Below are 21,752 nucleotides of genomic sequence, written 5' to 3' on the forward strand. Positions count from 1 at the left end.
CGCGATCTCCCGGACGCCGTGGCCTGGTGAGGCCGCGGCGTCCGGGCCGTAGAAAGGACCGGCAGGTGACCACCCCTCCGTACGGCGGCCAGCCGCAGTTCCCACCGGGACAGCCAGGGCAGTACCCGCCTGGTCAGCCGGGGCAGTTCCAGCCCCAGGGCTACAACCCGTACGGACAGGCCGGCCAAGGGCAGGGCGGATACGGCTATGGCTACGCGCCACCGGGACAACTGGCCGGCTGGCCGATCCGCGTCGGCGCCTCGATCCTGGACTCGCTGATCATCTCGATTCCCCCGATCGTCGGCGTGATCGTGGCCCTGGTCATCGACGGCGACCAGGACGAGCTCGGGCCCGGCGGTGGGATCGCGATGGTTACCGGCTTCGCCATCGGGTTCGTGGTGTGGGTCTGGAACCGGCTGATCCAGCAGGGCCGGACCGGCCAGTCCTTCGGGAAGAAGCTGACCGGCCTGCGGGTCGTGCACGCGCAGAGCGGTCAGCTGATCGGCCTAGGCTCGAACCTCGGCCGTGAGGTCTGCGCCCAGATCTTCAACCAGCTCTGCATCCTCAACGTGCTCTGGCCGCTGTGGGACGACAAGCAGCAGACCTGGCACGACAAGGTCGTCAATGACATCGTCATCCGGCTCTGACCTTCAGTGGGACAGGAGGAACCCGGCGCAGGTCACGGACCACAGCACACTGGTGAACGTGCCGATGATGAAGCGCTCGGCGACCGCCTGTGGCGTGACCGAGGCCGGCTGGTCCGGGCTGCGCAGCTCGGGGTAGCGGGCCAGCCCCTTGATCGCCAGTACGACGGCGATGCCCTCCGGCCACCCGGTCACCAGGGAGGCGAAGATGGCGGTCCGCTCGAGCGAACCGATCAGCGCGCCGCCACGCAGTACCTCACCGGCCTTCTGCGTCGACTGGGCTCTGGTGTTCCCCCGGTCGACCAGCGCCAGCACAGACGTCGTGAGGGGCCCGCCGCCGGTGACTGCGAGGCCACCGGACAACAGGAGCAAGACGTTCCACCAGCGCTCGCGCCAGCCCTCCACGCCGTGGCCTGCCAGCAGTAGGAGGCCAACCGTGACCAGACAGGCCAGCATGGCCGCACTGAGCACGATTCCGACGGTAGAGCCTGCCTTCGGCACCCACGCCAGTACGGCGAGGATCAGGCCGGCTGCGGTCAACGACAGGATCAGTGCCGTCACGCAGCGGCCCCAGCGTCGAGCAACTCGGCCGCCAGCACCCGTCCACGCTGTTCCTCGGCGAACCCGGCGGCCTGCGCCCGCTGCGTCACCGCCGACTGACTGATCCCCAGCTTCACACCGATCTCCCGCCTGGTGAGTCCTTCGCCCAGTAAGTCGGCCACAGCCCAGCCACGGTCGCTACGACGCCGCAGTACTGACGCCATCAGCCAGAGCACTGTCTCCACCCGCTCCGCGGCTCGCGAGTCGGAGCCGACCACGTTGACGTGATGGGGGCTCGACTTGGCCCGGGTCACCGCCTCCCGCGCGAACACGAACGCGTCACCGCTGCCCGCCCTGGTACTCCGGGGCAGTGGCTGGACGACCTCGCCGACGCCGAGTCCGACGTACCAGATGTCGGAGCGGAGCAGCTCGACGATCACGTCGACGGTGGCGCGAGCCTCCGAGAGCACGCCCTGCACCTCGTCGCCGGCGGTCCGCTCGAACTTGCGGAGCAACCCTGTCCGTCGCGGCCGGCGGTTCAGGGAGTTCAGTAGCTCGGGTACGAGATCGCTCATGCTTCGGCTACCGCGCTGATCTACCGTGAGAACGAAGACCATCGCCCTGCACCTCCTTCCGAACGTCTTAAGGCTACAGTCTTATTCACGTAGAGTGAAGGAAAAAACCTGAATCAGTTCACCCGATCACTCCCAGTGATCGCTCTGGAGGACACCGATTCCCCCATTCTCCGCTGGATTCGGCCTGTTCGGCATCCCGACTCACCCCACCGGTCTCACGTGGAGTCAGCACACTTCCGGCCCGGAGTACGGCGTACTCCGGGCCGGACAGCGTTCAGTCGACCAGCGGCAGCATGCGCTTGTGATCCTCGGCGTACGCGCGGATGTCCGCGGTGATCCGCATCGAGCAGAACTTCGGACCGCACATCGAGCAGAAGTGAGCCGTCTTGGCCGGCTCGGCGGGCAGGGTCTCGTCGTGGAACGAGCGCGCCGTGTCCGGGTCCAGTGAGAGGTTGAACTGGTCCTCCCAGCGGAACTCGAACCTTGCCTTGGACAACGTGTCGTCCCAGTCCTGCGCGCCCGGATGTCCCTTGGCCAGGTCGGCCGCGTGGGCGGCGATCTTGTACGTGATCACGCCGGTCTTCACGTCGTCACGATCCGGCAGGCCGAGGTGTTCCTTGGGCGTGACGTAACACAGCATCGCCGTACCCAGCCAGCCGATCTGGGCCGCACCGATCGCCGACGTGATGTGGTCGTAGGCCGGCGCCACATCAGTTGCCAACGGCCCCAAAGTGTAGAACGGCGCCTCGCAGCAGAGCTCCTCCTCGAGCCGCACGTTCTCGGCGATCTTGTGCATCGGTACATGTCCCGGGCCTTCGATCATCACCTGCACATCGTGTTCCCACGCAACGCGAGTGAGCTCCCCCAACGTCCGCAGTTCCGCGAACTGGGCAGCGTCATTGGCATCCGCGATACATCCCGGCCGCAACCCGTCGCCCAGTGAGAACGTCACGTCGTACTCCCGCAGGATCTCGCACAGCTCGGCGAAATGCGTGTACAGGAAGGACTCCTGGTGATGCGCCAGGCACCACGCGGCCATGATCGAACCGCCCCGCGACACGATCCCGGTGATCCGCTGCGCGGTGAGCGGCACGTACCGCAGCAGTACGCCGGCATGCACGGTCATGTAGTCGACACCCTGCTCGCACTGCTCGATCACCGTGTCGCGATACACCTCCCACGACAGCGCGGCCGGATCGCCGTTCACCTTCTCGAGCGCCTGGTACAGCGGCACCGTCCCGATCGGCACCGGCGAGTTCCGCAGGATCCACTCCCGGGTCTCGTGGATGTTCTTGCCGGTGGACAGGTCCATCACCGTGTCCGCACCCCACCGGGTCGCCCAGACGAGCTTCTCGACCTCCTCCTCGACCGAGCTGGTGACAGCCGAGTTGCCGATGTTCGCGTTCACCTTCACCAGGAACTTCTTGCCGATGATCATCGGCTCGCTCTCCGGGTGCCGCCGGTTCGCCGGGATCACGGCCCGGCCCCGGGCGACCTCTGACCGGACGAACTCGGGGTCGACACCCTCCCGGGTGGCGACGTACCTCATCTCCTCGGTGATCGTCCCGGCGCGTGCGTGCCCCAGTTGGGTCAGCGGTGCGCGCCCGGCGATCCAGTCCCGCCGCAATGCGGGGAGACCCGCTTGTACGTCGATCTGCGCGGACACGTCGGTGTACGGACCCGAGGTGTCGTAGAGGTCGAAGTGCTCGCCGTTGGTGAGCCGGACACGGCGGGCCGGAACACCCAGCTCGCCGCGGTAGATCTTCTCGGACCCCGAGATCGGGCCCGTGGTGACAGTCGGTCGAATCGTGCTGACATTCACCTTGCTGCTCCCTACGCCGGAATTACCCGGACAGGTTCGGCGGTCGGCGGCGCCGGTTGATCCAGCCGCCCTCTCAGCCCACTACGGTGCGAGCTCCCGCGATCTCCAGTTGTGACCGCCACCCTAGGGCATCGGTGATGGTTCCGCGCCGTAGCGAGCAGGTGCTCGGCGCGGTGCATCGGCGTGCTCACGTGCGGCGAGGTGCCGTGCCGAGTGCCGCGCAGTAGGCGGGGAACCATCACCGATGCCCTGGACGAAGCCTGTAGCGTCGGGGCATGCGAGATGTCGTGTACCCGCCGGTGATCGGCTTCGCGAAGACGGCGTTCAAGGTGCTGGACGTGAAGTTCCAGCTGACCGGGACGGAGAACGTGCCGCGGACCGGCGGCGCGGTGATCGCGCTCAACCACATCAGCTACGTCGACTTCGTGCTCGGTGGGTACGGCGCGGTGCCGAGCAGGCGGCTGGTGCGGTTCATGGCCAAGGAGGTGCTGTTCCGCAACCGGTACTCCGGCCCCCTGATGCGCGGCATGCACCACATCCCGGTGGACCGCGCGGCCGGTATGGCGTCGTACCGCGAAGCGCTGCGGTATCTCGGCCAGGGCGAGGTCGTCGGCGTGTTCCCGGAGGCCACCATCAGCCGGTCGTTCGAGCTCAAGGAGTTCAAGTCCGGCACGGTCCGGATGGCCGCCGCGGCCGGCGTACCGATCATTCCGATGATCCTCTGGGGCACGCAGCGAATGCTGACCAAGGACCATCCGCGCGACTTCTCCCGGCACCGCACGATCGCGATCACCGTCGGCGCGCCGATCACCGTCACCCGGGCCGACGACGCGGCCGAGGCAACCGCGCGGCTGCACGCGACGATGGCCGGGATGCTCGATCAGACCATCCGCGCCTACCCCGAGCAACCGGCCGGTGCCTGGTGGTTGCCGGCGTCGTACGGCGGTTCCGCGCCGACTCCGGCCGAAGCCGAGCGCCTGGATCAGGAAGAGCTCGCCCGCCGGGCCGCACGGCGGACCAAGGAGGACCGGTAGCGCGGACAGGACCTTGACCCTCGGGCCGAATCGAGGGTACGAAGACTTGTCGTTGTTGATGGAACAGGAACCTGGGGGGTCCCTGTGTGGCGGGCCGGGCAGCGGTACGCGCGGCCGCGGTACTCAGGTGGGCGGGGGAAGGTTTTGTTCGATTCACCGGAAGAGCTTCACCTGTTCGAACCGGGCATGATGACTCCGGCGCCGCACGTGGCGGATCAGATCCCGGACGCGGGCACGTTCTTCGTCGAGTGGGCGACCCGCGGCCTGCCCGCGGACCGGGCGCTCGAGATCGAGTCCGCGGTGAACGGGCGCCGCTGCCAGAACGGCTGGTTCCCGCTCGAGAGCCTGGACAGCATCGGCAGCAAGGGCTTCTGGCGCGGTCCGCTGACCTATCTGGCCCGGATGACGTCCGACGACACGGCGATCCTGCAGCGCTGGGCCACTGACGGCCTCAGAGGCGAGAGCCGGACCCGGATCGAGGCGACCGTCGACCACCTGCTCCACCAGCAGGGCCACGCGGCCGCCGCCACCTGGGCGGTGGCGGTGCGGCCGCGGACCTATCTCGACGCGAGCATCCTGGGCGACAAGCTCGCGGCCGCGTGGGAGTACAACCTCGGCTCCATCCGCTCCAAGGACGTGGCCAAGTCAGTACGACGCTGGAACCGCTAGCTGTCAGTGGAACTGCGGGATGATCAAGTAGAGCCCGTAGAGCACCGCTGCCAGGCACGCGGCGAAGCAGAGCCCGGCCACTGTGGTGTCGACGATCGACGGCGGCTTCTTCTCGTCGAGCGCCACCGCCCGCCGCGACGTCGCGGTCACGCCGAGCGCGAACATGACCGCCAGCCCGACACCGAAGATCAGGCTGACCAGGGCCACCTGACCGAGTGCACTCCAGTTGATGTGCATCGCCGTACTCCTCTCAGACGGTCGTGGCCGGGGCCGGGGCCGGGGTCGTGCTGCCCGGGTACTCGTTGACGTTCTCCGCCGTCACCGGCCTGCGCCGCGACGCCACGTAGATGCCGCCGCCGGCCAGGATCGCGAGGATCGCGACGATGACGACGCCGGCGTTGCCGGTGTCGGCCACCCGGCCGGCGAGGGCGCCGACGATCGCGGCGGACGGCAGCGTGAACAGCCAGGCCATCGCCATCCGCCCGGCGATCGTCCAGCGCACCTGAGCGAGCCGCTTGCCGAGGCCGGCGCCGAGGATGCTGCCGGAGCAGACCTGGGTGGTGGACAGCGGGAAGCCCAGGTGGGACGAGGCCAGCAGGACCGTGGCCGAACTGGTCTCGGCGGTGAAGCCCTGCGGCGACTCGATCTCGGTCAGGCCCTTGCCCATCGTCCGGATGATCCGCCAGCCACCGAAGTAGGTGCCGAGGGCGATCGCGAGGCCGGCCGCGAAAATCACCCAGGTCGGCGGGGCCGAACCCTGCGCGAGGCTGCCTGACGTGATCAGGACCAGCGTGATGACGCCCATCGTCTTCTGTGCGTCACCGGTGCCGTGGGCGAGCGAGACGAGCGACGCGGACGCGATCTGACCGGTCCGGAACCCGTCGTTGACCGACTTCTTCCGGGCCCGCTGGGTGATCTTGTAGGCCAGGAAGGTGCCCAGCAGCGCGACGATGCCGGCGATGATCGGCGCGGCGACCGCGGGGATGATGATCTTCTGCACCACCGTGCCGAAGTTCACCGCGCTAGTGCCGGCCGCGATCCAGGTGGCGCCGATCAGGCCGCCGAACAGTGCGTGCGACGATGAGCTCGGCAGGCCGAAGTACCAGGTCACCAGGTTCCAGAGGATCGCGCCGACCAAGCCGCCGAAGATGATCGGCACCGTCACCAACGAGTCATCGACGAGGCCGCTGGAAATCGTCTTGGCCACTGCGGTGGACAGGAACGCGCCGGCCAGGTTCAGCACCGCGGACAGGGCGACAGCGACCTTGGGTCTGAGGGCGCCGGTAGCGATCGACGTCGCCATCGCGTTGGCGGTGTCGTGGAAACCGTTGGTGAAGTCGAACACCAACGCAGTGATGATCACCACGACGACGAGAAACGAGAGGTCCATCGCAATCACTCCCCCTAGACGGACAGACGAGCCCGTCGAACGACGGTAGGCCTAGTGGGTGAATTCGAAATGAACTTCTCGCTACGAACCTACTCCAGGATCAGGTGCGCAAGGCCGTAAACGAGCGCGGCCACCAGTCCGGCGGCGGGGATGGTCAGGACCCACGCGGTGACGATGCCTCTGGCAACGCCCCAGCGGACCGCCGACAGCCGCTTGGTCGCACCGGCACCCATCACCGCCGACGTGATCGTGTGGGTGGTGGAGACCGGCGCATGCAGGCCGATCGCCATCACGTACAGGACTCCGGCCGCGATGGACTCCGAAGCGAACCCGCGGGCTGGGTCCAGGTGGATGATCCGGCGGCCCAGCGTCCGCATGATCCGCCAGCCACCGGAGTAGGTGCCGAGCGAGATCGCGGTCGCGGCGGAGAGCTTCACCCACAGCGGGATACCGTCGCCCGCGTTCACATAGCCAACGGTGAGCAGGGCGAGGAAGATCACGCCCATCGTCTTCTGCGCGTCCTGCAGACCGTGGCCGAGCGCCATCGCGGCGGCTGACAGCGACTGCGACATCCGGAAGCCGCGCGTCGTCTTGCCGGGGTTGCTGTGCCGGAACAGCCAGAGGATCCCGGTCATCAGCACGAAGGCGCCGGCGAAACCGATCGCGGGCGACAGCACCATCGGGATGACGACCTTGTCGAGGATGCCGGACCACAGCACCACACTGCTCGAGGCGATGCCGGCGCCGACCAGTCCCCCGATCAGCGCGTGCGACGAGGAGCTCGGCAGGCCGAAGTACCAGGTGACCAGGTTCCAGGTGATCGCGCCGATCAGCGCCGAGATGACGATCACCAGGCCGTGAGTGCCGGACGGCGTACTGATGATGCCCTTGCCGACCGTCTCGGCTACCTCGGTGCCGAGGAACGCGCCGAGGAAGTTGAACACCGCCGCCATCGCCAGCGCCACTCGCGGCGTGAGCGCGCGGGTGGAGACCGAGGTCGCGATCGCGTTGGCGGCGTCGTGGAAGCCGTTGGTGTAGTCGAACCCGAGCGCGATGACGATCAGGGCGATGACGAGCGCGAGCTCCACGCTCAGCTCTCCTTGACGGCGATCTGCTCGACCGTGTTGGCGACGTGCTCGAAGGCGTCGATCGCGGCCTCCAGCAGGTCGACCACGGTCTTGAGCTTCATCACGGTCAGCGCTTCGTACTCGCCGCTGAAGAGCTTGGCGACGATCCGGCGGTGCACCGCATCGCCGGTGTTCTCCAGCCGGTTGATCTCGATCCAGTACTCGGCCAGGTCCTTCATCGTGCGCAGCCGGGGCATTGTCTCGGCGGTCAGTTGCGCCATCCGCTGGAGCACCTCGATCTGCTCGGCGACTTCCTCCGGCAGCTTCTCCAGGTTGAAGAGGTGGACGGTGTCGACCGCTTCCTCCATGAAATCCATCACGTCGTCCAGATCGGAGGCCAGCCGGTAGATGTCCTCGCGGTCGAACGGGGTAACGAAGGTGGAGTTGACGCGGCGGATGATCGAGTGGGTGGTCTCGTCGGCCGCGTGTTCAGCGTCCTTCATCTCGGCGGCGATCTGGTGACTCGAGGAGAGTCCGGTTCCGGCCGTACTGCCGAGCAGCTCGGCCAGGATCTTCGATCCGTCCACGAGGTGGTTGGCGGACTCGGTGAAAAGGTCGTAGAACGTCGGGTCGTTCGGACGCAGACGTAACGGCACTTCAAGCTCCGGATGAACGAGGGACAAACCGTGAACATGCTAGGGGGAACACGCGGTTGACGTTGCATCCGCGTTGTCAACGTAGCGCGTCGGAGTGAACTGGCTCGCGGCGACACGGACAGTGAGTTACCGATCGGTTTCACCGGGTGATCACGGCGTAAAGGTCGAAGAGGCCGACGATCAGCACCAGACCGGCCGCGACCCGGAGCACCCGCTCGTGGCCGAGCGCCTGGACTTTCGAGCCGTTCGTACGGCGGTACACCGCGCTCACTGCGGCCCAGCAGGCCAGGGCGAGCGTCAGTACGACGATGCCGAGGCCGGTGCGGACGTCCGACGAACCGTGTCCGGATGCGATCAGGAGGATGCCGTTGGCAATCAGGCCTAGCGCGGTACGGCGCCAGGCGAGCAAGGTCCGCTCGGGCTGCAGCCCGGGATCCGGTGTGCTCATCGCCACAGTGAGAAGAGCAAGCCGATCAGACCCACGACAGCGATCGTTGCCCCGAGCATCAAGGGCAAGCGGGTCACCGGGAGCGGGCTGCCGCGGCGCATTGCGATCAGGTTCTGCTGCCAGCGGCGGAAGGCGCCGGCAGTAGTGATGATGCCGACGGTGACCAGGACCACACCGATGATCCGGGCCGGCCAGCGGTCCGGACCGAGATCGAGGAACTGCACCGCGGACAGTCCGCCCGCGTAGCAGGCCAGCGAGGTCCGCAGATAGGCCAGATAGGTCCGCTCGTTCGCCAGGGTGAAGCGATAGTCGGGCTCCTGCTCTACCGTCATCCGCAGCTCACCAGGCCGTGGTCCTGCTTCAGAGTCAGCACGCGCCTGACGCTACTCGTCAGCTTCGCGGCGAAGGCCTTGTCCTGCTGGGCTTTGACGACCAGTGCGTTCACCATGGTGGCGGTCAGCGCGGCCTTGGCGTTGATCACGATGTCGCCGCCCGCCGCGACGAACCGGGTCGCCCGCTGTCCCGCCGGCACCGAGGCGACCTCGGCGGCGGCCCCGACGTCGTCGGTGATCACCACGCCGCTCCAGCCCAGATCACCCCGGACCATGCCTTGGATGACGGTCGGCGAGAACACCGCACGGTTGTTGGGGTCGATCTTGGTGTAGGTGACGGTGGAGATCATCACCATGGTGACGCCCGCTTTGATCCCGTCGGCGAACGGCTGCAGGTCGGCGTCCCCGCGAACGGTGACGGTGTCCACCACACCGGAGGAGAAGTCCGTGTTGCCACGCACCCGGCCGAGTCCGGGGAAGTGCTTGACCGAGGTCATCACACCGGCCTGCTTCATTCCCTCGACGAACGCCTGCACCGACGGGCCGACCTCTTCCGGCGTGTTGCCGTACTCACGGTCCAGACTGCCGATCGGCGCGTTCTGAGACTTCAGAGAGCTCGGTACGACGTCAGCGACGGGCGCCAGGTTCACGTTGACGTTGGCCTGCTTGAGCTGGCCGCCCCACTGCTTCGCGCGGGCGGTCAGCTTGTCGGCGGACCAGGTGCCTTGCACGGTCGCAGCGGGGATGCGGTCGAACCCAGGGCCTTTCAGCCGCTGGATCTGACCGCCTTCCTGGTCCGCGGCGACCAGCGGACGGACGCCCTTCACCGTGGCCGCGGTGCTTGCCGCGGCCATCGCCGTACGCGTGTGGGACAGGCTGCCGCCGGTGCCGAGCAGGAGGACGCCACCGGGCTTCTCCTGCTGCACGATGGGACGCTGGGCCGAGGTCATGCCGTTGGCGCTGATGCCGGTCATGATCAGCTGGGCGGCTTGCTCCCGGAGGGTGAGGGTCTTGAGCTTCTGGTCGATGCAGCTTGCCGGTGTGGCTGTCGGCGTCGGCGTGTTGGTCGGGGTGGCGCTCGGCTGCTCGGTCGTGGGTGGCTGGGTCGTCGGCAGTGGTACAGAGGATGACGGCACTGTGCTGGGGCCGGCGGCCGGCGGGGACTGGCTGTCGCTGCAGCCTGCGAGGACAAGTGCTGTCAACGCGACCAATGCGACCGGACGACTCATCTCAGCGACGCTCCCAGGCGGCGCGGTCGACCGTGTCACCGGAGTGCCGGGCCAGCGTCGCGCAGACGTCGTACAGGTTCTCGACCTGTTCTTCGGTGAGTGCGTCGAAGATCGACTTCCGTACTTCCTCGACGTGACCGGGCGCCGTCTCCACGAGCTTCTTCCGGCCCAGGTCGGTGAGGATCGCGACCTGACCACGCCGGTCTGACTCGATACCCTCCCGCCGTACCCAGCCGTTCTGCTCGAGCCGGTTCACTGCGTGCGACAACCGGCTGCGTGAACCCAGGGTGGCCACTGCGAGCTCACTCATCCGGAGCCGGCCGTCCGATGCTTCGGAGAGCCGGACCAGGATTTCGTAGTACGTGTGCGGGATTCCGGCGTCGCGCTGCAGTTGCTGCTCGATCCTGCTGTTCACTACTCGCTGTGCCGCGATGAACGCGCGCCAGGCCTGTGCTTCTCTCTGGTCCAGCCACCGGGGTTCCGCCATCCCCGCAGCGTACTTGTTCGCGGATCCGGATCAGGAGTACGGCGATGGCACAGACGAGCATGCCGATCACCGCCAGCGCCCCGATGGTCTCGTCGAACATCAGGTAGGCGAAGACCATCGTGGTCGGCGGTACGAGGTACAGCAGTGAGCTGATCCGGGTTGCGCCGGAAAGCTTGAGGTTGACCAAGTAAAGACCCCAGCCACCGCCGGTTGCCAGGAGCACCAGCCAGACGACTGCGCCATAGAAGGCTGGCTCCTCCGGAACAGTGAACTGGTGTGTAGACGCGGCCAGTGCGGTGAACAGAACGGCCGAGACGATGCTCTGCACCGCCAATGCGTCAAGGGAGTTGGTGCTGGGCTTTCGGCGCCGGTCCAGGCAAGTGCCGATCACTAGGCCGAGTAGACCGCCGAGAGGTACCAGGAAGAGCAGTGCCGAGCCATAACCAGCGTTGAGGTCGTCGGCGACGACCAGGCCGACTCCGGCGACACCCAGAACCAGTCCGATCCATTGGCGTTGGCCGACGCGTTCTCCGAGCAGCGGTCCGGCCACTGTGGCGATCAGGAGGGGTTGGAGCGAGCCGATGAGTGCCGTGACTCCGGCCGTGATGCCGTGGTCGATGCCGGTGAAGATGAGGCCCAGGTAGACGAACTGGGTGAGGAACGCCATCCACACCTGAGTCACCAGGTCCCTGCGGGAGATCGTCGGCCGTCTGATCAGTAGGACGACTGCCGCGAGTACGCCGGCGAGGAGGAAGCGCCAGGCGAGCAGGTCGAAGGCGGACGTGTACTGCGTTCCCCACCGGGCGCCGATGAATCCACAGCTCCAGAACACGACGAACCCGGCTCCGGCTGCCACGGCTCTTGCCTGCTGAGTGGTCATAGCCACGACAGTAACCACACCGGTCGGTATACTGTCAGTATGCTGGATCAGCAGATGAGACTGCTTGTCGATCGCGGAGTATCCGCCGCGACCCCGCTGACGCCGGCCGGCGAGCGCATCCTCACGGCGGCCTCGACGCTGTTCTACGAGCAGGGGATCCGGGCCGTCGGTGTGGACACGATCGCGCATGAGGCCGGCGTGACGAAGAAGACGCTGTACGACCGGTTCGGGTCGAAGGACCGGCTGATCGCGGCGTATCTAGAGCGGCGGAACCGGGAGTGGCACGCGTTCCTCGACGAGCAACTGGCCGCGCGACGGCCGGAGACGCCGGAACAGGTGATCCTCGCGCTGTTCGCTGCGCTGACGGACTGGTTGGCCGGGTCGCGGAACGGGTGCGGGTTCATCAACGCGAGCGTCGAGTTGGCTGCGCCGGACCATCCGGCGATGCCGGTGATCGTGGGGCAGAAGCAGTGGATGCGGTCGGAGTTCAAGGCACAGGCCACGCTGGCCGGCCTCGCCGACCCGGACGAGCTCGCCGACCGGTTGCTCTTGCTGCACGAAGGCGCGCTGGTCAGCTATCGCGTCGCTGCGATGGAGCGAGCGCCCGAGGTGGCCGCGCGGGCCGCCGCCGATCTACTGGCCGGGTGGCCGCGGGTCTAGGAGTTGCCGCGCCGCATGATGGTCAGGCCGACCAGGCGGGACACGACCATGGCGACGTACCCAAGACCTGCCAGCTGCTCCAGCATGACCACCGACCTGCCCCATGACGTGATGGGGATGATGTCGCTCAGGCCGGTACTGGACAGGGTGGTGAAGCTGAGGAACAGCAACTCCATCCAGGTGCGATCGTTGCCTGGGTCAACAGCCGCAGTGAAGCTGCCGGGGACCAGGACCTGCACGAACACGTACACGTAGGCGAAACCCCAAGCCACCAACGTGAAAGTCGCGCCGGTGGCGTAGAGCTCGTCTGCACTGACGTCGTGGTCGGACAGCATGTAGCGGAGCAGGCTGTATGCCGCGTAGAAGTAAAACGCGGCGTGGAGCGCGCCGGAGATGGCGACGACCGGTTCCGTCGGGTTGAACGCGTCGACCAGGGACAGTGCCACTGCTGGAATGCCGAGGCAGATGCTGACCCAGGTGAGTCCCGGCGTAGCCCGCACGGAGAAGACGGCCAGCACGAGCACGACGATCCCGAGAATCTCGAACGCAACCCGCCCGCCCCGGGACCCTTCCATCGCCGGGTAGACCAACACGCCCAGCAACTGCACCACCAGCAACACCGCCGAAGGATGCCGCCGCGCACTCCCCACCACACTCACGGACTGTCCTCCCCACCGCCGCGTGCTGCTTCCTCGCGTGCCGCGTCCTCGCGTGCTGCTTCCTCGCGGGAGGCGATGATCGCCGCGCGCCGGGCGAGCCGGTGGCTCCTGCGGATCTCGGCCTCCCGCAAGCGCCGCCGTTCCTCATCCGTCTGCGGAACGACCTGCGGCACCTCCCGAGGCTTGCCATCCGCATCCACCGCGACGAACACCAGATACGCCGACGCCACATGAACCTGCGGCCCGACCGAGTCCCACCGATCGGCAGTGATCCGTACGCCGACCTCCATCGAACTCCGACCGGTCCAGTTCACCTGGCTGCTGAAGTGCACGACATCCCCAACCCGCACCGGCACCAGAAAGACCATCTCGTCCATCGACGCCGTCACCGCCGCCCCACCCGAGTGCCGCGCCGCCACCACCCCAGCAACCGAGTCCACCAACGTCATGATCACGCCACCATGCACAGTCCCCAGCAGATTGGCCTCGCTCTGCGCAGTGATATGCGACAACGACAGCCGCGTCTCAGAAGTCGGCCGCGACAACGGACTGCTGGACATACAGACTCCTCCAACTCACCAACCCGGGCCAGCGCAGACTATCCCGGCCCAGTTATCCACAGGGACGAAATCGCGGGTCTCGCGGGGTGCCGAGCCTCGTACTTTCTCTGGCGAGGAGGTGGCCCCGATGACCATCGACAGCTTCACCGAACATGCCCACGGCAACCACTCCGACCGGCCCGACCCGGCCCTGACTCCCCTCACCCGCACCCAATCCGCCCGGCTCGTCCGCCTCTGCCTGACCACCACCGCCGAGCTCGGCCTCGAGGTCACCTACAAAGGCGGCGCAGCCCTCGTCCCGGTCACCCCGACACCCTCCAGCCCAATCCTCGGCCTGAGCAACCTCGCCCGAACCCTCTCGAGGTACGACGAACACGACTGGCCCGCCCTGATCAAACACCACTTCACGCAAATCCTGCAGCAACTCCGCCACGGTCCGCCCGATCCACCCACCGACCCCGAGCGACAGCTGATCCAGCGCCTCGTCCCCCGCCACGCACTCCCCGACAACTGGACAGCAGACCGCCCCGACTTCGTCCCCGGCCTGGTGTCAGTCCCCGCCACCGTCAACGAGGACGTCGTCACTATGTACCTCAACCCACCAGACTTCGGCCTGACCTGGTCCACCGCCGAACACTTCGGCCTGACCAACCTCCGCCGCCTCACCGACCACGTCGAGTACGTCGAACACGACGACATTCGCCTAGCCCTCGTCACCGGCACCTCGTTCACCGCCTCGCGAGCCCTGGTCCTGGACACCGTCCTCCGCGAGTCCCTCCAGCTGGAAACCCCACCCCACGGCCTCCTGGTCTCCTTCCCCACCCGAGACATCCTCCTCATCCACGTAATCCAGAACCTCTCCCTCATCCCAGCCCTGGGCCTCCTCCTCAACCTCACCGCCCGCTCCCACACCCACGACCCCAGCCCCCTATCCCCCGAAGTCCACCTAGCCCTCCCCACTACCCCAACCCACCCCGCAACCACCCTCACCACCGGCGCCTGCACCACCCCCGCCGCCGAGCCCAACCCCATCTCCACCCAATACACCTGGCACCCAGCCACCACCGCCTCCCTCGACCACACCCCACTGCGCCTCTCCCCTGAACTCGAGTCCCTTACCAAACTCCTAGCCACCCAAGAACCCCCACCACCCCCGCGCTAGCCCACGATCTCGTGGCGCGGGCAGGTGCTGACCGGCGGGAAGGGGCTCTCGGCAACTAGCTCGTCGGTGGGCAGGGTGTTCGCAGGAGATGCCCACAATCGGCAGCACGACGCTCAAACCTGAAGGGACTGGTCTGCGGGCGGTGGCCGGATAATGCGGGGGTCAGGGCGCTGGTGGGGTGAAGTGGTCGGGCCAGTTGGAGTGGCGGATTCTGGTGATGGAGCGGACTTCGCCGATGGTGGACCACTCGTCTTTGCCTAGGCGGGCCAGGGGGCGGAGGAGCTGGATTTCGGGGTGGTCGCCGTCCATGACTGATGGGTCCAGGGCTAGGTGGCGGACTCGGCCGATGACGACGGTGGAGTCGCCTAGTTCGAGGGTGGTGTGGAGGGTGCATTCGATGGCGACCGGGGACTCCGCGACCCTGGGTACGGCGATGGTTCGGGAGGGCTCGGGGTGTACGCCGATTGCCTCGAACTCGGAGATTTCCGGTGGGAAGTTCGTGGCCGAGGCGTTCACCTGTTCGTACAGGGGCTCCGCGGCGAAGTTCACGACGAACTCGCCGGTGGCCTCGACGTTGTTCAGGCTGTCCTTTCGGCCGACCGAGGTGAACTGCACCATCGGTGGCTGGACGCATGACACCGTGAAGAACGAATGTGGTGCGAGGTTCAGTACGCCGTCGGCTGATCGGCTCGACACCCAGGCGATCGGCCGTGGCACGACCACGGAGTTCAGCAAGGCGTAGAACTCTCGCCGGCTCACTACGTCTGGATCCACGTCGACACGCACGTCCGCAGTACATCAAATCTTGTAGACGGCACCGCACCCCGGCATCAGGATCGAGCAGGCGGATCGTCCAGAACGATGGAGGCACAGGTTGGAGCACGACAGGCCCACGGAGCAGACGGCGGATCGGCTCACTGAGCAGGCGGATCGGCTCACTGAGCAGGCGGATCGGCTCACTGAGCAGGCGGATCGGCTCACGGAGCAGGCGGATCGGCTCACGGAGCAGGTGGCGGACAGGGCTGCGGAGCAGGTGGCGCACGGGGCTGTGGGGCAGGGGGTGGATGTGGTGTTGGGGCAGGTGGGTGGTCGCTGGGCGGCATGGGGTGGCGGCTGGGCTGGTGCGGGAGGTCGTGGGTGGGGTTGCCAATCGGGGGTTTGTGGTTGGCGAGGGCTTGTTTGTGCGGGTGGCGCGGCCGGGATTCGAGGCGGATCTGCGGAAGGAGACCACGGTCATTCCGGTGGCGCGGTCGGCGGGCGTGCTGACGCCGGCCATCGTTGAGTACGACGGGAGCCGCACCCTGATCGACGCGCCGTACGTCGTGATGGAGCGAGTTCACGGCACCGAGCCGACCGGCGTACCGGCAGGCTTGGCGAAGCAACTCGCGCGCTTGCATCAGGCTGAGGGAACCTACGACCTACCGCAGGACGGCTGGGGTGATCCGTGGCGAACCGTCGACGATCTGGCGGAACGTGGGTACGTCGACCTCGGTACGGCGAAATGGCTCAGCGACTGGTTCACCCGGCTGGCCGGCCGGTTCGACCGGGACGAGCCGAGGGTGCTGATTCACGGAGATGTTGCCGCTCACAACCTTCTGGCCGGCCCGGACGGTGAACTGGCCGCCCTGATCGACTGGGGCGACGCCGCCTACGCCCCGCGCGAGGTCGACTTCGCCAAGCTCCCGCTGGACCAGGTCGCGGCGATCCTCCCCGAGTACGTCCGCCACACGCAGGGCGACGTACGAGAGGACCAGCTCGCCGCGGGGGCATTGTGGTTGCACCTCGAATGGGGCCTCGGCAAGCTCACAGCCGAGCCCTGGCCGGGGCAACGGCACTGGACTGCTCCACTTGCCAGCCGGCTCCTCGGCATCCTCCGGTTCTTGGCCGCCGACCCACCCGAGGCCTGGTCGGGCCTGACCTAGATCAAGAAGGCCGGGTTCTAGGAGTCAGTGCTCGGATTTCTGCTTGAAAACAAGGGGTTTCGTACTTGTCGCGACATGGGGCAGACTGGGGTTCCGTGACTGATTATGTGGCGGCTGAGGGCCGGTATGACGACCAGATGGCTTATCGGCGGACGGGACGGAGCGGGCTGCAGCTGCCCGCGATCTCGCTGGGGCTGTGGCACAACTTCGGCGACGACAAGCCGTTCACCACGCAGCGCGACATCCTGCGGCGGGCGTTCGACCTCGGCGTCACGCACTTCGACCTGGCGAACAACTACGGCCCGCCGTACGGCTCGGCCGAGACGAACTTCGGGACGCACTTCGCCCGCGACTTCAAGCAGTACCGCGACGAGCTGATCCTCTCGACCAAGGCCGGCTACGACATGTGGCCGGGTCCCTACGGTCAGGGCGGCGGCTCGCGCAAGTACCTGCTCGCGTCGCTGGACCAGTCGCTGAGCCGGATGGGTGTCGAATACGTCGACATCTTCTACTCGCACCGCTTCGACCCGGACACACCGCTCGAGGAGACGATGGGCGCGCTCGACACCGCGGTGCGCTCGGGGAAGGCGCTGTACGCCGGAATCTCGTCGTACTCGGCGGATCGGACCCGGGAGGCGGCGCGGATCCTGCAGGAGCTGGGGACGCCGCTGTTGATCCACCAGCCGTCGTACTCGATGCTGAACCGCTGGATCGAGGAGGATCTGCTGGAGGCCGTCGGTGAGCTGGGCGTCGGCGTGATCGCGTTCTCGCCGCTCGCGCAGGGTGTCCTCACGGACCGCTACCTGGACGGCGTGCCCGCGGACTCCCGCGCGGCGCAGGGCAAGTCGCTGAACCCGGACTCGCTGACCGAGGACACGCTGAAGCACGTCCGCGCGCTGAATGAGATCGCCAAGGAGCGCGGCCAGTCCGTCGCCCAGCTCGCGCTCGCCTGGACCCTGCGCGACGACCGGGTCACCAGCGCCCTGATCGGCGCCTCCAGCGTCGCCCAGCTCGAGGACAACCTGGCCGCCGTCCGCAACCTGAAGTTCTCCGCCGACGAGCTCGAAGCCATCGACGCCGACGCCGTCGAGGCCGGTATCAACCTCTGGAAGAAGAGCTCGGACAGCTGACCTCGAACACAACTGCCCCGCAGCCCTGGCTGCGGGGCAGTTGTTGTGTTTGGGTCACGGAGCGGGGTCGGGTGGTTGCAGTCCTCCGGCGATGGGCACAGGCTGGAAGGAGACCCTCCAGGAGGTGGTTGTCATGACCGCTTCGACGCTCGAAATGGCCCTGACGTACGAACATGCCCGGATCCGGGAGCTGGCCGAGCCGGCTCACCACCCGGCCGCCGCACATCCTGAGCGCAGGCACCAGACCGACTGGTTCTACGCGATCGCGGCCCAGCACCTGGCCGCCGCCGAGGATGTCCTCCTCCCGCACGTACGACGCCTGCCCGACGGCGACGACCTGGTCACCAAGTACGTCGACAACGCGAAGGAACTGGAACGCTCGTTGCGGTTCCTGAAGGGACGCCAGTACGGCGACAGCCGGTTCCTGCACCTGCATCACGACGAGCTCTGGCAGCAGATCGACCGGCTCCTGATGCGGCACGAGACGATGGAGACGGAGTACAGCCGGCGGATCTCCGAGCAACTCGACGGCTCGGACGTGAACACGCTGACCGAACAGCTGCTCGAGGCGGAGGAGATCGCGCCGACCCGCGCACATCCAGTCTCGCCGCACACCGGGATGGCCGGCCGGATGGTGCACCGCATGTGGCGGATGGCCGACAACGCGTGGGACAGCGCCGAGGGCCGCGTCGTACCGACCAGGTACCACGCCCACCCGAAGCGCGACTCCGCACTCTCGCACTACCTCTACGGCACCCCGATGGAGGACGACCAGAAGTAGGTGACCGGGCCGGCCCTTCGGATGCCTCCGATGGGCCGGCCCGGTCTGCCGGCACTCACTGCGCCTGGTTGTGGGGCCGGCTGGGTCCCGCCCCCGCTGCGCCTGGTGTGCGGAGGTGGGTCCCTGTGCGTCCTCCCCCGCTGCGCCTGGTGTGCGGGGGAGGACGGTCAGTGTGTCACTTCAGTCCGTCGATCGCCTTCTTCGCGCCGGGGTGCAACGGCACCGGATCCGTCTTGCCGGCGTTCTCCACGGTGATGCCCTTGGCCGCCGCGTTGACCGCGACGAGTGCGTCCTTGTTGTCGTAGATGACCTTGGTCAACTGCTCGGCCAGCTCGTCCTTCATGTTCTTGCGGACCAGCAGCACGTTCGGCACGATGATCGTCGCCACGTCGGCCGGCTGCTTGTACGTCGCTGCCGGGATCGGCGCCTGGGTGTAGATCGTGCCGTACTTCTCCTGCATTTTCGGCAGCAGATCCACGATCGGCAAGAGCTTCACGTTCTTGCCCAGGCTGGTGGTCAGGTCGGTGATGCCACCGGTCGGCAGTCCGCCGGACCAGACCAGCGCGTCGATCGAGCCGGACTTCATCGCGTCCACCGACTCCGGCAGCCCGAGCCGCTGGGCAGTGACGTCGCGCATCGGGTCCAGACCGGCCGCCTCGAGCAGCCGGCGGGCGATCACCTCGGTGCCGGAGTTCGGCGAGCCGGTGGAGACCCGCTTGCCCTTCAGGTCGGCGATCGAGTTGATCCCGGCCGACGTACGGACGGCGACCTGCGTGTAGTTGTTGTACAGCCGGGTCAGCGCGACCACGTCCTGCGGCACCTTGAAACTGTTCACGCCCTTGACCGCGTCGGCCGCGGTGTCACCGAGGGAGAAGGCGATGTCGTAGTTCCCCGCCACCAGACCCTGCACGTTCTGCACCGAGGCACCCGTCTCGCTTGCGGTCGCCCGGTAGCCGGAGACCTTCTGCGAGATCACCGAGGCCAACGCACCGCCGAGCTGGTAGTACACGCCGGTGGTGTTGCCGGTGGCAATGGTCAGCCGGCCACCTTCCGCCGTACCGGTTCCAGCGGGTTCGCGCTGGCCACCACAGGCGACGAGCGAGACCACGGCGGCGAGCGCCACCGCGGCGGTGGGGAGGCGACGGAGTCTCATGAAGTGACGGGTCCTTCCTTCGGGGCGGCGGCCTGGCGTTGCCGCCGGACCAGGTTGATGGCGACGGCAACAAGTAGCAAACAGATTCCGGCCGTGATGGTTACGGGCGCGAGGTAGAGCAGCAGCAGCGAGGCCGGCACGCAGACCGCACGCTCGATCCAACTGGCCGCCACGAAGATCCAGCCACCGGTCACCACGGCCAGCGCGGCGACGGCCAGCATCGACACCAGCAGCGTCCACACCATGCCGACGAACGATCCCTGACCGAGCAGGTGTGCGCCGTTGTCGGTGAGCACGAACGCGAACGGCACCAGGAACGCCGGCAGCGTGTACTTCCACGCCTGCCACATCGTCGGCATCACCTTGCCGCCGGTGATCGCGGCCGTCGCCACCGCGGCCAGCGCGGTCGGCGGCGAGACCTCGGAGAGTACGGCGTAGTAGAAGATGAACATGTACGCCTCGGGCTGCGTCACCCCGAGCTGCACCAGCGCCGGCGCGATGATCACCGCGGCGATGATGAAGGACGCGGTCACCGGCACCGCGAGTCCGAGAATCAGGACGGCGAACCCCGACAGCACCACGGTCAGGATCAGGACGACGGTGTGGTTGTCGGTCAGTCCGCGGGCCGCCCCGACGATGATCTCGGCGAGGTTCAGCCCGAGACCGGTCTGCGTGGTGACTGCGACGATCACGCCGGCGGTCGCACAGGTCGCGGCCACCGGCAGCACCGAACGGGTGCCCTGGGCAAGCGCTTTGAACAGCCGCTCGGCGGTGAGCCGGTGCTCGCGGTCCAGGAACGACAGCGCGAACTGGATGATCACCGCGTAGACCACGGCCTTGAACGGCGGTACGTCGACCGCCATGAAGCCGATGATCACGAACAGCGAGAGGAAGTGGTACCCGAACCGCAGCAGCAACCGCCACGCGGACTGATCAAAGGTCTCGGCCGACGTGGTCCCGTGCCGGCGGGCGTCGATCTCGATCGCGAGCAGGATGCCCAGGTAATACAGGATCGTCGGGATCACGGCGTACCCGAGGACCGTCAGGTAGGAGACCTGCAGGAACTCCGCGATGATGAACGCGGCCGCGCCGAGCGTGGGTGGTGACAGGATCGCGCCGATGCCGGACGCGGCGAGCATTCCGCCTGCCGGTTCGGCCGGGTAGCCGGCCCGGCGCAGGATCGGCCACGAGACCGTGCCGAGCGAGACGGCGGTCGCCGTACCCGAACCCGACACGCTGCCGAGCAGGAAGCCGGCCAGGGTCACCGTGCGGCCGGGCGCCGTACGGCTGCGCTTGAAGGCGGCGAACGACAGGTCGATGAAGAACTTGCCGGCGCCGGAGTAGTCGAGCACCGCGCCGTAGATCGTGAACAGCACGATGTAGCCGGCCGCGACACTCAACGGCGTCCCGTAGAACCCCGCCGTACCCATGGTGAACTGGGCGATGATCGCGTCGAAGTTGAAGCCCTGGTGCGCCAGCGACCATGTGTAGGGCAGATAGCCGCCGTAGTACGCGTACGCGATAAACAGCAGGCTGAACACCGGCAGCACCCAGCCAGTGGTACGACGGCATGCCTCGAGCAACAGGATCAGCAGCAGAGCACCCGCCACCAGGTCCAACGTGGTCGGCGCCTGCCGCCGTTCGAGATAGGCGTCGAAGTCAAAGAGCGGGTAGATACAGACCGCGAACGCGACGACGGCCAGGATCCAGTCGGTGGTCCCGGGGTCGTCACCAGCCCTCCGACGCAACGGATTCAGGAACGCCGGAACCCTCCAACCGCGGTAACACAGCAGCGTGATCGGCAGAACCGCTGCGAGAAAGATCACCAAGTAAAACTGCGTGCCCTGTGGTAATGGGAAGAACACCTGCGCGAGCACGCCGATGCTGATGATTGCGCACCAGACCGAGATCCCCAGGTCCAGGACAGGCCGAAGCCGCCGAGCCGGTCGTTC

25 protein-coding genes are annotated in these 21,752 nt (G+C 67.2%); 8 read left to right on the top strand and 17 right to left on the bottom strand.

The window, feature by feature from the left end:
- Positions 1–65: 65 nt before the first annotated feature.
- Positions 66–647 carry an RDD family protein gene (locus tag ACZ3HV_RS25950; protein WP_465687558.1) on the top strand — a complete coding sequence of 194 codons (582 nt, stop codon included), beginning with the start codon at positions 66–68 and terminating at the stop codon, positions 645–647.
- 3 nt (positions 648–650) lie between these two features.
- Here ACZ3HV_RS25950 and ACZ3HV_RS25955 read toward each other — a convergent pair whose 3' ends face one another.
- From ACZ3HV_RS25955 to thiC, 3 genes are all read right to left on the bottom strand, one after another.
- Positions 651–1,205: a hypothetical protein gene (locus ACZ3HV_RS25955; protein WP_465687559.1), complete on the bottom strand. Its 555-nt coding sequence runs from the start codon at positions 1,203–1,205 to the stop codon at positions 651–653.
- Positions 1,202–1,759, bottom strand: coding sequence for a transposase (locus ACZ3HV_RS25960; protein WP_465687560.1), 558 nt, complete (start codon positions 1,757–1,759; stop codon positions 1,202–1,204). Before ACZ3HV_RS25960 ends, ACZ3HV_RS25955 begins: the two co-directional genes overlap by 4 nt.
- Before the next feature lie 274 nt (positions 1,760–2,033).
- On the bottom strand, positions 2,034–3,581 hold the full coding sequence (gene thiC / locus ACZ3HV_RS25965; RefSeq protein WP_465687561.1) for a phosphomethylpyrimidine synthase ThiC: 1,548 nt from the start codon (positions 3,579–3,581) through the stop codon (positions 2,034–2,036).
- A gap of 275 nt (positions 3,582–3,856) precedes the next feature.
- On the opposite strand from thiC, the gene ACZ3HV_RS25970 reads away from it, so the two are divergent.
- Both ACZ3HV_RS25970 and ACZ3HV_RS25975 read left to right on the top strand, forming a co-directional pair.
- Entirely contained in the window at positions 3,857–4,615 is a 759-nt protein-coding gene (locus tag ACZ3HV_RS25970) for a lysophospholipid acyltransferase family protein (RefSeq protein WP_465687562.1), read from the top strand.
- A 186-nt stretch (positions 4,616–4,801) separates the two neighbouring features.
- Positions 4,802–5,284 (top strand): hypothetical protein, encoded by a 483-nt coding sequence (locus ACZ3HV_RS25975; protein ID WP_465687563.1) that lies wholly within the window; start codon positions 4,802–4,804, stop codon positions 5,282–5,284.
- Between the two features lie 3 nt (positions 5,285–5,287).
- Here the strand turns inward: ACZ3HV_RS25975 and ACZ3HV_RS25980 are convergent, their stop codons facing one another.
- The 9 genes from ACZ3HV_RS25980 to ACZ3HV_RS26020 all read right to left on the bottom strand — a co-directional run bounded on the left by ACZ3HV_RS25980 (position 5,288) and on the right by ACZ3HV_RS26020 (position 11,773).
- Entirely contained in the window at positions 5,288–5,521 is a 234-nt protein-coding gene (locus tag ACZ3HV_RS25980) for a hypothetical protein (protein WP_465687564.1), read from the bottom strand.
- A 13-nt stretch (positions 5,522–5,534) separates the two neighbouring features.
- The gene (locus tag ACZ3HV_RS25985) at positions 5,535–6,674 is read right to left on the bottom strand and encodes an inorganic phosphate transporter (RefSeq protein ID WP_465687565.1); all 1,140 of its coding nucleotides are present in this window, start codon (positions 6,672–6,674) and stop codon (positions 5,535–5,537) included.
- 89 nt (positions 6,675–6,763) lie between these two features.
- On the bottom strand, positions 6,764–7,762 hold the full coding sequence (locus ACZ3HV_RS25990) for an inorganic phosphate transporter (RefSeq protein WP_465687566.1): 999 nt from the start codon (positions 7,760–7,762) through the stop codon (positions 6,764–6,766).
- 2 nt (positions 7,763–7,764) lie between these two features.
- A complete protein-coding gene (locus ACZ3HV_RS25995) occupies positions 7,765–8,397 on the bottom strand; it encodes a DUF47 domain-containing protein (protein WP_465687567.1) in 633 nt (210 codons plus the stop codon).
- Positions 8,398–8,536: 139 nt separating this feature from the next.
- Positions 8,537–8,845, bottom strand: a complete 309-nt coding sequence (locus ACZ3HV_RS26000; protein WP_465687568.1) for a DUF202 domain-containing protein — start codon at positions 8,843–8,845, stop codon at positions 8,537–8,539.
- On the bottom strand, positions 8,842–9,177 hold the full coding sequence (locus ACZ3HV_RS26005; protein ID WP_360366407.1) for a YidH family protein: 336 nt from the start codon (positions 9,175–9,177) through the stop codon (positions 8,842–8,844). Before ACZ3HV_RS26005 ends, ACZ3HV_RS26000 begins: the two co-directional genes overlap by 4 nt.
- Complete coding sequence (locus ACZ3HV_RS26010) at positions 9,174–10,406, bottom strand: glycoside hydrolase family 3 N-terminal domain-containing protein (protein ID WP_465687569.1); 1,233 nt, start codon at positions 10,404–10,406, stop codon at positions 9,174–9,176. The genes ACZ3HV_RS26005 and ACZ3HV_RS26010 overlap by 4 nt, the downstream gene beginning before the upstream one ends.
- 1 nt (position 10,407) lies before the next feature.
- Positions 10,408–10,821, bottom strand: a complete 414-nt coding sequence (locus tag ACZ3HV_RS26015) for a MarR family winged helix-turn-helix transcriptional regulator (protein ID WP_360366411.1) — start codon at positions 10,819–10,821, stop codon at positions 10,408–10,410.
- Positions 10,709–11,773, bottom strand: a complete 1,065-nt coding sequence (locus tag ACZ3HV_RS26020) for a DMT family transporter (RefSeq protein WP_465687570.1) — start codon at positions 11,771–11,773, stop codon at positions 10,709–10,711. The genes ACZ3HV_RS26015 and ACZ3HV_RS26020 overlap by 113 nt, the downstream gene beginning before the upstream one ends.
- 54 nt (positions 11,774–11,827) lie before the next feature.
- On the opposite strand from ACZ3HV_RS26020, the gene ACZ3HV_RS26025 reads away from it, so the two are divergent.
- On the top strand, positions 11,828–12,433 hold the full coding sequence (locus ACZ3HV_RS26025) for a TetR/AcrR family transcriptional regulator (RefSeq protein WP_465687571.1): 606 nt from the start codon (positions 11,828–11,830) through the stop codon (positions 12,431–12,433).
- Here the strand turns inward: ACZ3HV_RS26025 and ACZ3HV_RS26030 are convergent.
- Complete coding sequence (locus ACZ3HV_RS26030) at positions 12,430–13,092, bottom strand: potassium channel family protein (RefSeq protein WP_465687572.1); 663 nt, start codon at positions 13,090–13,092, stop codon at positions 12,430–12,432. The genes ACZ3HV_RS26025 and ACZ3HV_RS26030 overlap by 4 nt on opposite strands.
- Positions 13,089–13,652 carry an acyl-CoA thioesterase gene (locus tag ACZ3HV_RS26035; protein WP_465687573.1) on the bottom strand — a complete coding sequence of 188 codons (564 nt, stop codon included), beginning with the start codon at positions 13,650–13,652 and terminating at the stop codon, positions 13,089–13,091. Before ACZ3HV_RS26035 ends, ACZ3HV_RS26030 begins: the two co-directional genes overlap by 4 nt.
- Positions 13,653–13,779: 127 nt before the next feature.
- On the opposite strand from ACZ3HV_RS26035, the gene ACZ3HV_RS26040 reads away from it, so the two are divergent.
- The gene (locus ACZ3HV_RS26040) at positions 13,780–14,814 is read left to right on the top strand and encodes a hypothetical protein (protein ID WP_465687574.1); all 1,035 of its coding nucleotides are present in this window, start codon (positions 13,780–13,782) and stop codon (positions 14,812–14,814) included.
- A gap of 162 nt (positions 14,815–14,976) precedes the next feature.
- Here the strand turns inward: ACZ3HV_RS26040 and ACZ3HV_RS26045 are convergent, their stop codons facing one another.
- Complete coding sequence (locus ACZ3HV_RS26045; RefSeq protein ID WP_465687575.1) at positions 14,977–15,600, bottom strand: flavin reductase family protein; 624 nt, start codon at positions 15,598–15,600, stop codon at positions 14,977–14,979.
- A 278-nt stretch (positions 15,601–15,878) separates the two neighbouring features.
- Between ACZ3HV_RS26045 and ACZ3HV_RS26050 the strand changes: the two genes are divergently transcribed.
- The 3 genes from ACZ3HV_RS26050 (at position 15,879) to ACZ3HV_RS26060 (ending at position 18,647) form a co-directional block, all read left to right on the top strand.
- A complete protein-coding gene (locus ACZ3HV_RS26050; protein ID WP_465687576.1) occupies positions 15,879–16,736 on the top strand; it encodes an aminoglycoside phosphotransferase family protein in 858 nt (285 codons plus the stop codon).
- A 95-nt stretch (positions 16,737–16,831) separates the two neighbouring features.
- Positions 16,832–17,866, top strand: coding sequence for an L-glyceraldehyde 3-phosphate reductase (gene mgrA, locus ACZ3HV_RS26055; protein WP_465687577.1), 1,035 nt, complete (start codon positions 16,832–16,834; stop codon positions 17,864–17,866).
- Between the two features lie 133 nt (positions 17,867–17,999).
- On the top strand, positions 18,000–18,647 hold the full coding sequence (locus tag ACZ3HV_RS26060; protein ID WP_465687578.1) for a hypothetical protein: 648 nt from the start codon (positions 18,000–18,002) through the stop codon (positions 18,645–18,647).
- A 175-nt stretch (positions 18,648–18,822) separates the two neighbouring features.
- Here the strand turns inward: ACZ3HV_RS26060 and ACZ3HV_RS26065 are convergent, their stop codons facing one another.
- Together ACZ3HV_RS26065 and ACZ3HV_RS26070 are read right to left on the bottom strand one after the other, a co-directional pair.
- A complete protein-coding gene (locus tag ACZ3HV_RS26065) occupies positions 18,823–19,800 on the bottom strand; it encodes a TAXI family TRAP transporter solute-binding subunit (RefSeq protein ID WP_465687579.1) in 978 nt (325 codons plus the stop codon).
- Entirely contained in the window at positions 19,797–21,626 is a 1,830-nt protein-coding gene (locus ACZ3HV_RS26070; protein WP_465687580.1) for a TRAP transporter permease, read from the bottom strand. The genes ACZ3HV_RS26065 and ACZ3HV_RS26070 overlap by 4 nt, the downstream gene beginning before the upstream one ends.
- Positions 21,627–21,752: the final 126 nt, after the last annotated feature.

It is taken from the genome of Kribbella sp. NPDC020701 (genome assembly GCF_055562215.1).

What these genes read in the sequence shown, in the direction of transcription:
- ACZ3HV_RS25960 (WP_465687560.1), bottom strand. Translation starts at nt 1,759, where the DNA reads ATGAGCGATCTCGTACCCGAGCTACTGAACTCCCTGAACCGCCGGCCG.
- ACZ3HV_RS25970 (WP_465687562.1), top strand. Translation starts at nt 3,857, where the DNA reads ATGCGAGATGTCGTGTACCCGCCGGTGATCGGCTTCGCGAAGACGGCG.
- ACZ3HV_RS25975 (WP_465687563.1), top strand. Translation starts at nt 4,802, where the DNA reads ATGATGACTCCGGCGCCGCACGTGGCGGATCAGATCCCGGACGCGGGC.
- ACZ3HV_RS25980 (WP_465687564.1), bottom strand. Translation starts at nt 5,521, where the DNA reads ATGCACATCAACTGGAGTGCACTCGGTCAGGTGGCCCTGGTCAGCCTG.
- ACZ3HV_RS25985 (WP_465687565.1), bottom strand. Translation starts at nt 6,674, where the DNA reads ATGGACCTCTCGTTTCTCGTCGTCGTGGTGATCATCACTGCGTTGGTG.
- ACZ3HV_RS26000 (WP_465687568.1), bottom strand. Translation starts at nt 8,845, where the DNA reads ATGAGCACACCGGATCCCGGGCTGCAGCCCGAGCGGACCTTGCTCGCC.
- ACZ3HV_RS26005 (WP_360366407.1), bottom strand. Translation starts at nt 9,177, where the DNA reads ATGACGGTAGAGCAGGAGCCCGACTATCGCTTCACCCTGGCGAACGAG.
- ACZ3HV_RS26010 (WP_465687569.1), bottom strand. Translation starts at nt 10,406, where the DNA reads ATGAGTCGTCCGGTCGCATTGGTCGCGTTGACAGCACTTGTCCTCGCA.
- ACZ3HV_RS26020 (WP_465687570.1), bottom strand. Translation starts at nt 11,773, where the DNA reads ATGACCACTCAGCAGGCAAGAGCCGTGGCAGCCGGAGCCGGGTTCGTC.
- ACZ3HV_RS26025 (WP_465687571.1), top strand. Translation starts at nt 11,828, where the DNA reads ATGAGACTGCTTGTCGATCGCGGAGTATCCGCCGCGACCCCGCTGACG.
- ACZ3HV_RS26035 (WP_465687573.1), bottom strand. Translation starts at nt 13,652, where the DNA reads ATGTCCAGCAGTCCGTTGTCGCGGCCGACTTCTGAGACGCGGCTGTCG.
- ACZ3HV_RS26040 (WP_465687574.1), top strand. Translation starts at nt 13,780, where the DNA reads ATGACCATCGACAGCTTCACCGAACATGCCCACGGCAACCACTCCGAC.
- ACZ3HV_RS26050 (WP_465687576.1), top strand. Translation starts at nt 15,879, where the DNA reads ATGTGGTGTTGGGGCAGGTGGGTGGTCGCTGGGCGGCATGGGGTGGCG.
- ACZ3HV_RS26060 (WP_465687578.1), top strand. Translation starts at nt 18,000, where the DNA reads ATGACCGCTTCGACGCTCGAAATGGCCCTGACGTACGAACATGCCCGG.
- ACZ3HV_RS26065 (WP_465687579.1), bottom strand. Translation starts at nt 19,800, where the DNA reads ATGAGACTCCGTCGCCTCCCCACCGCCGCGGTGGCGCTCGCCGCCGTG.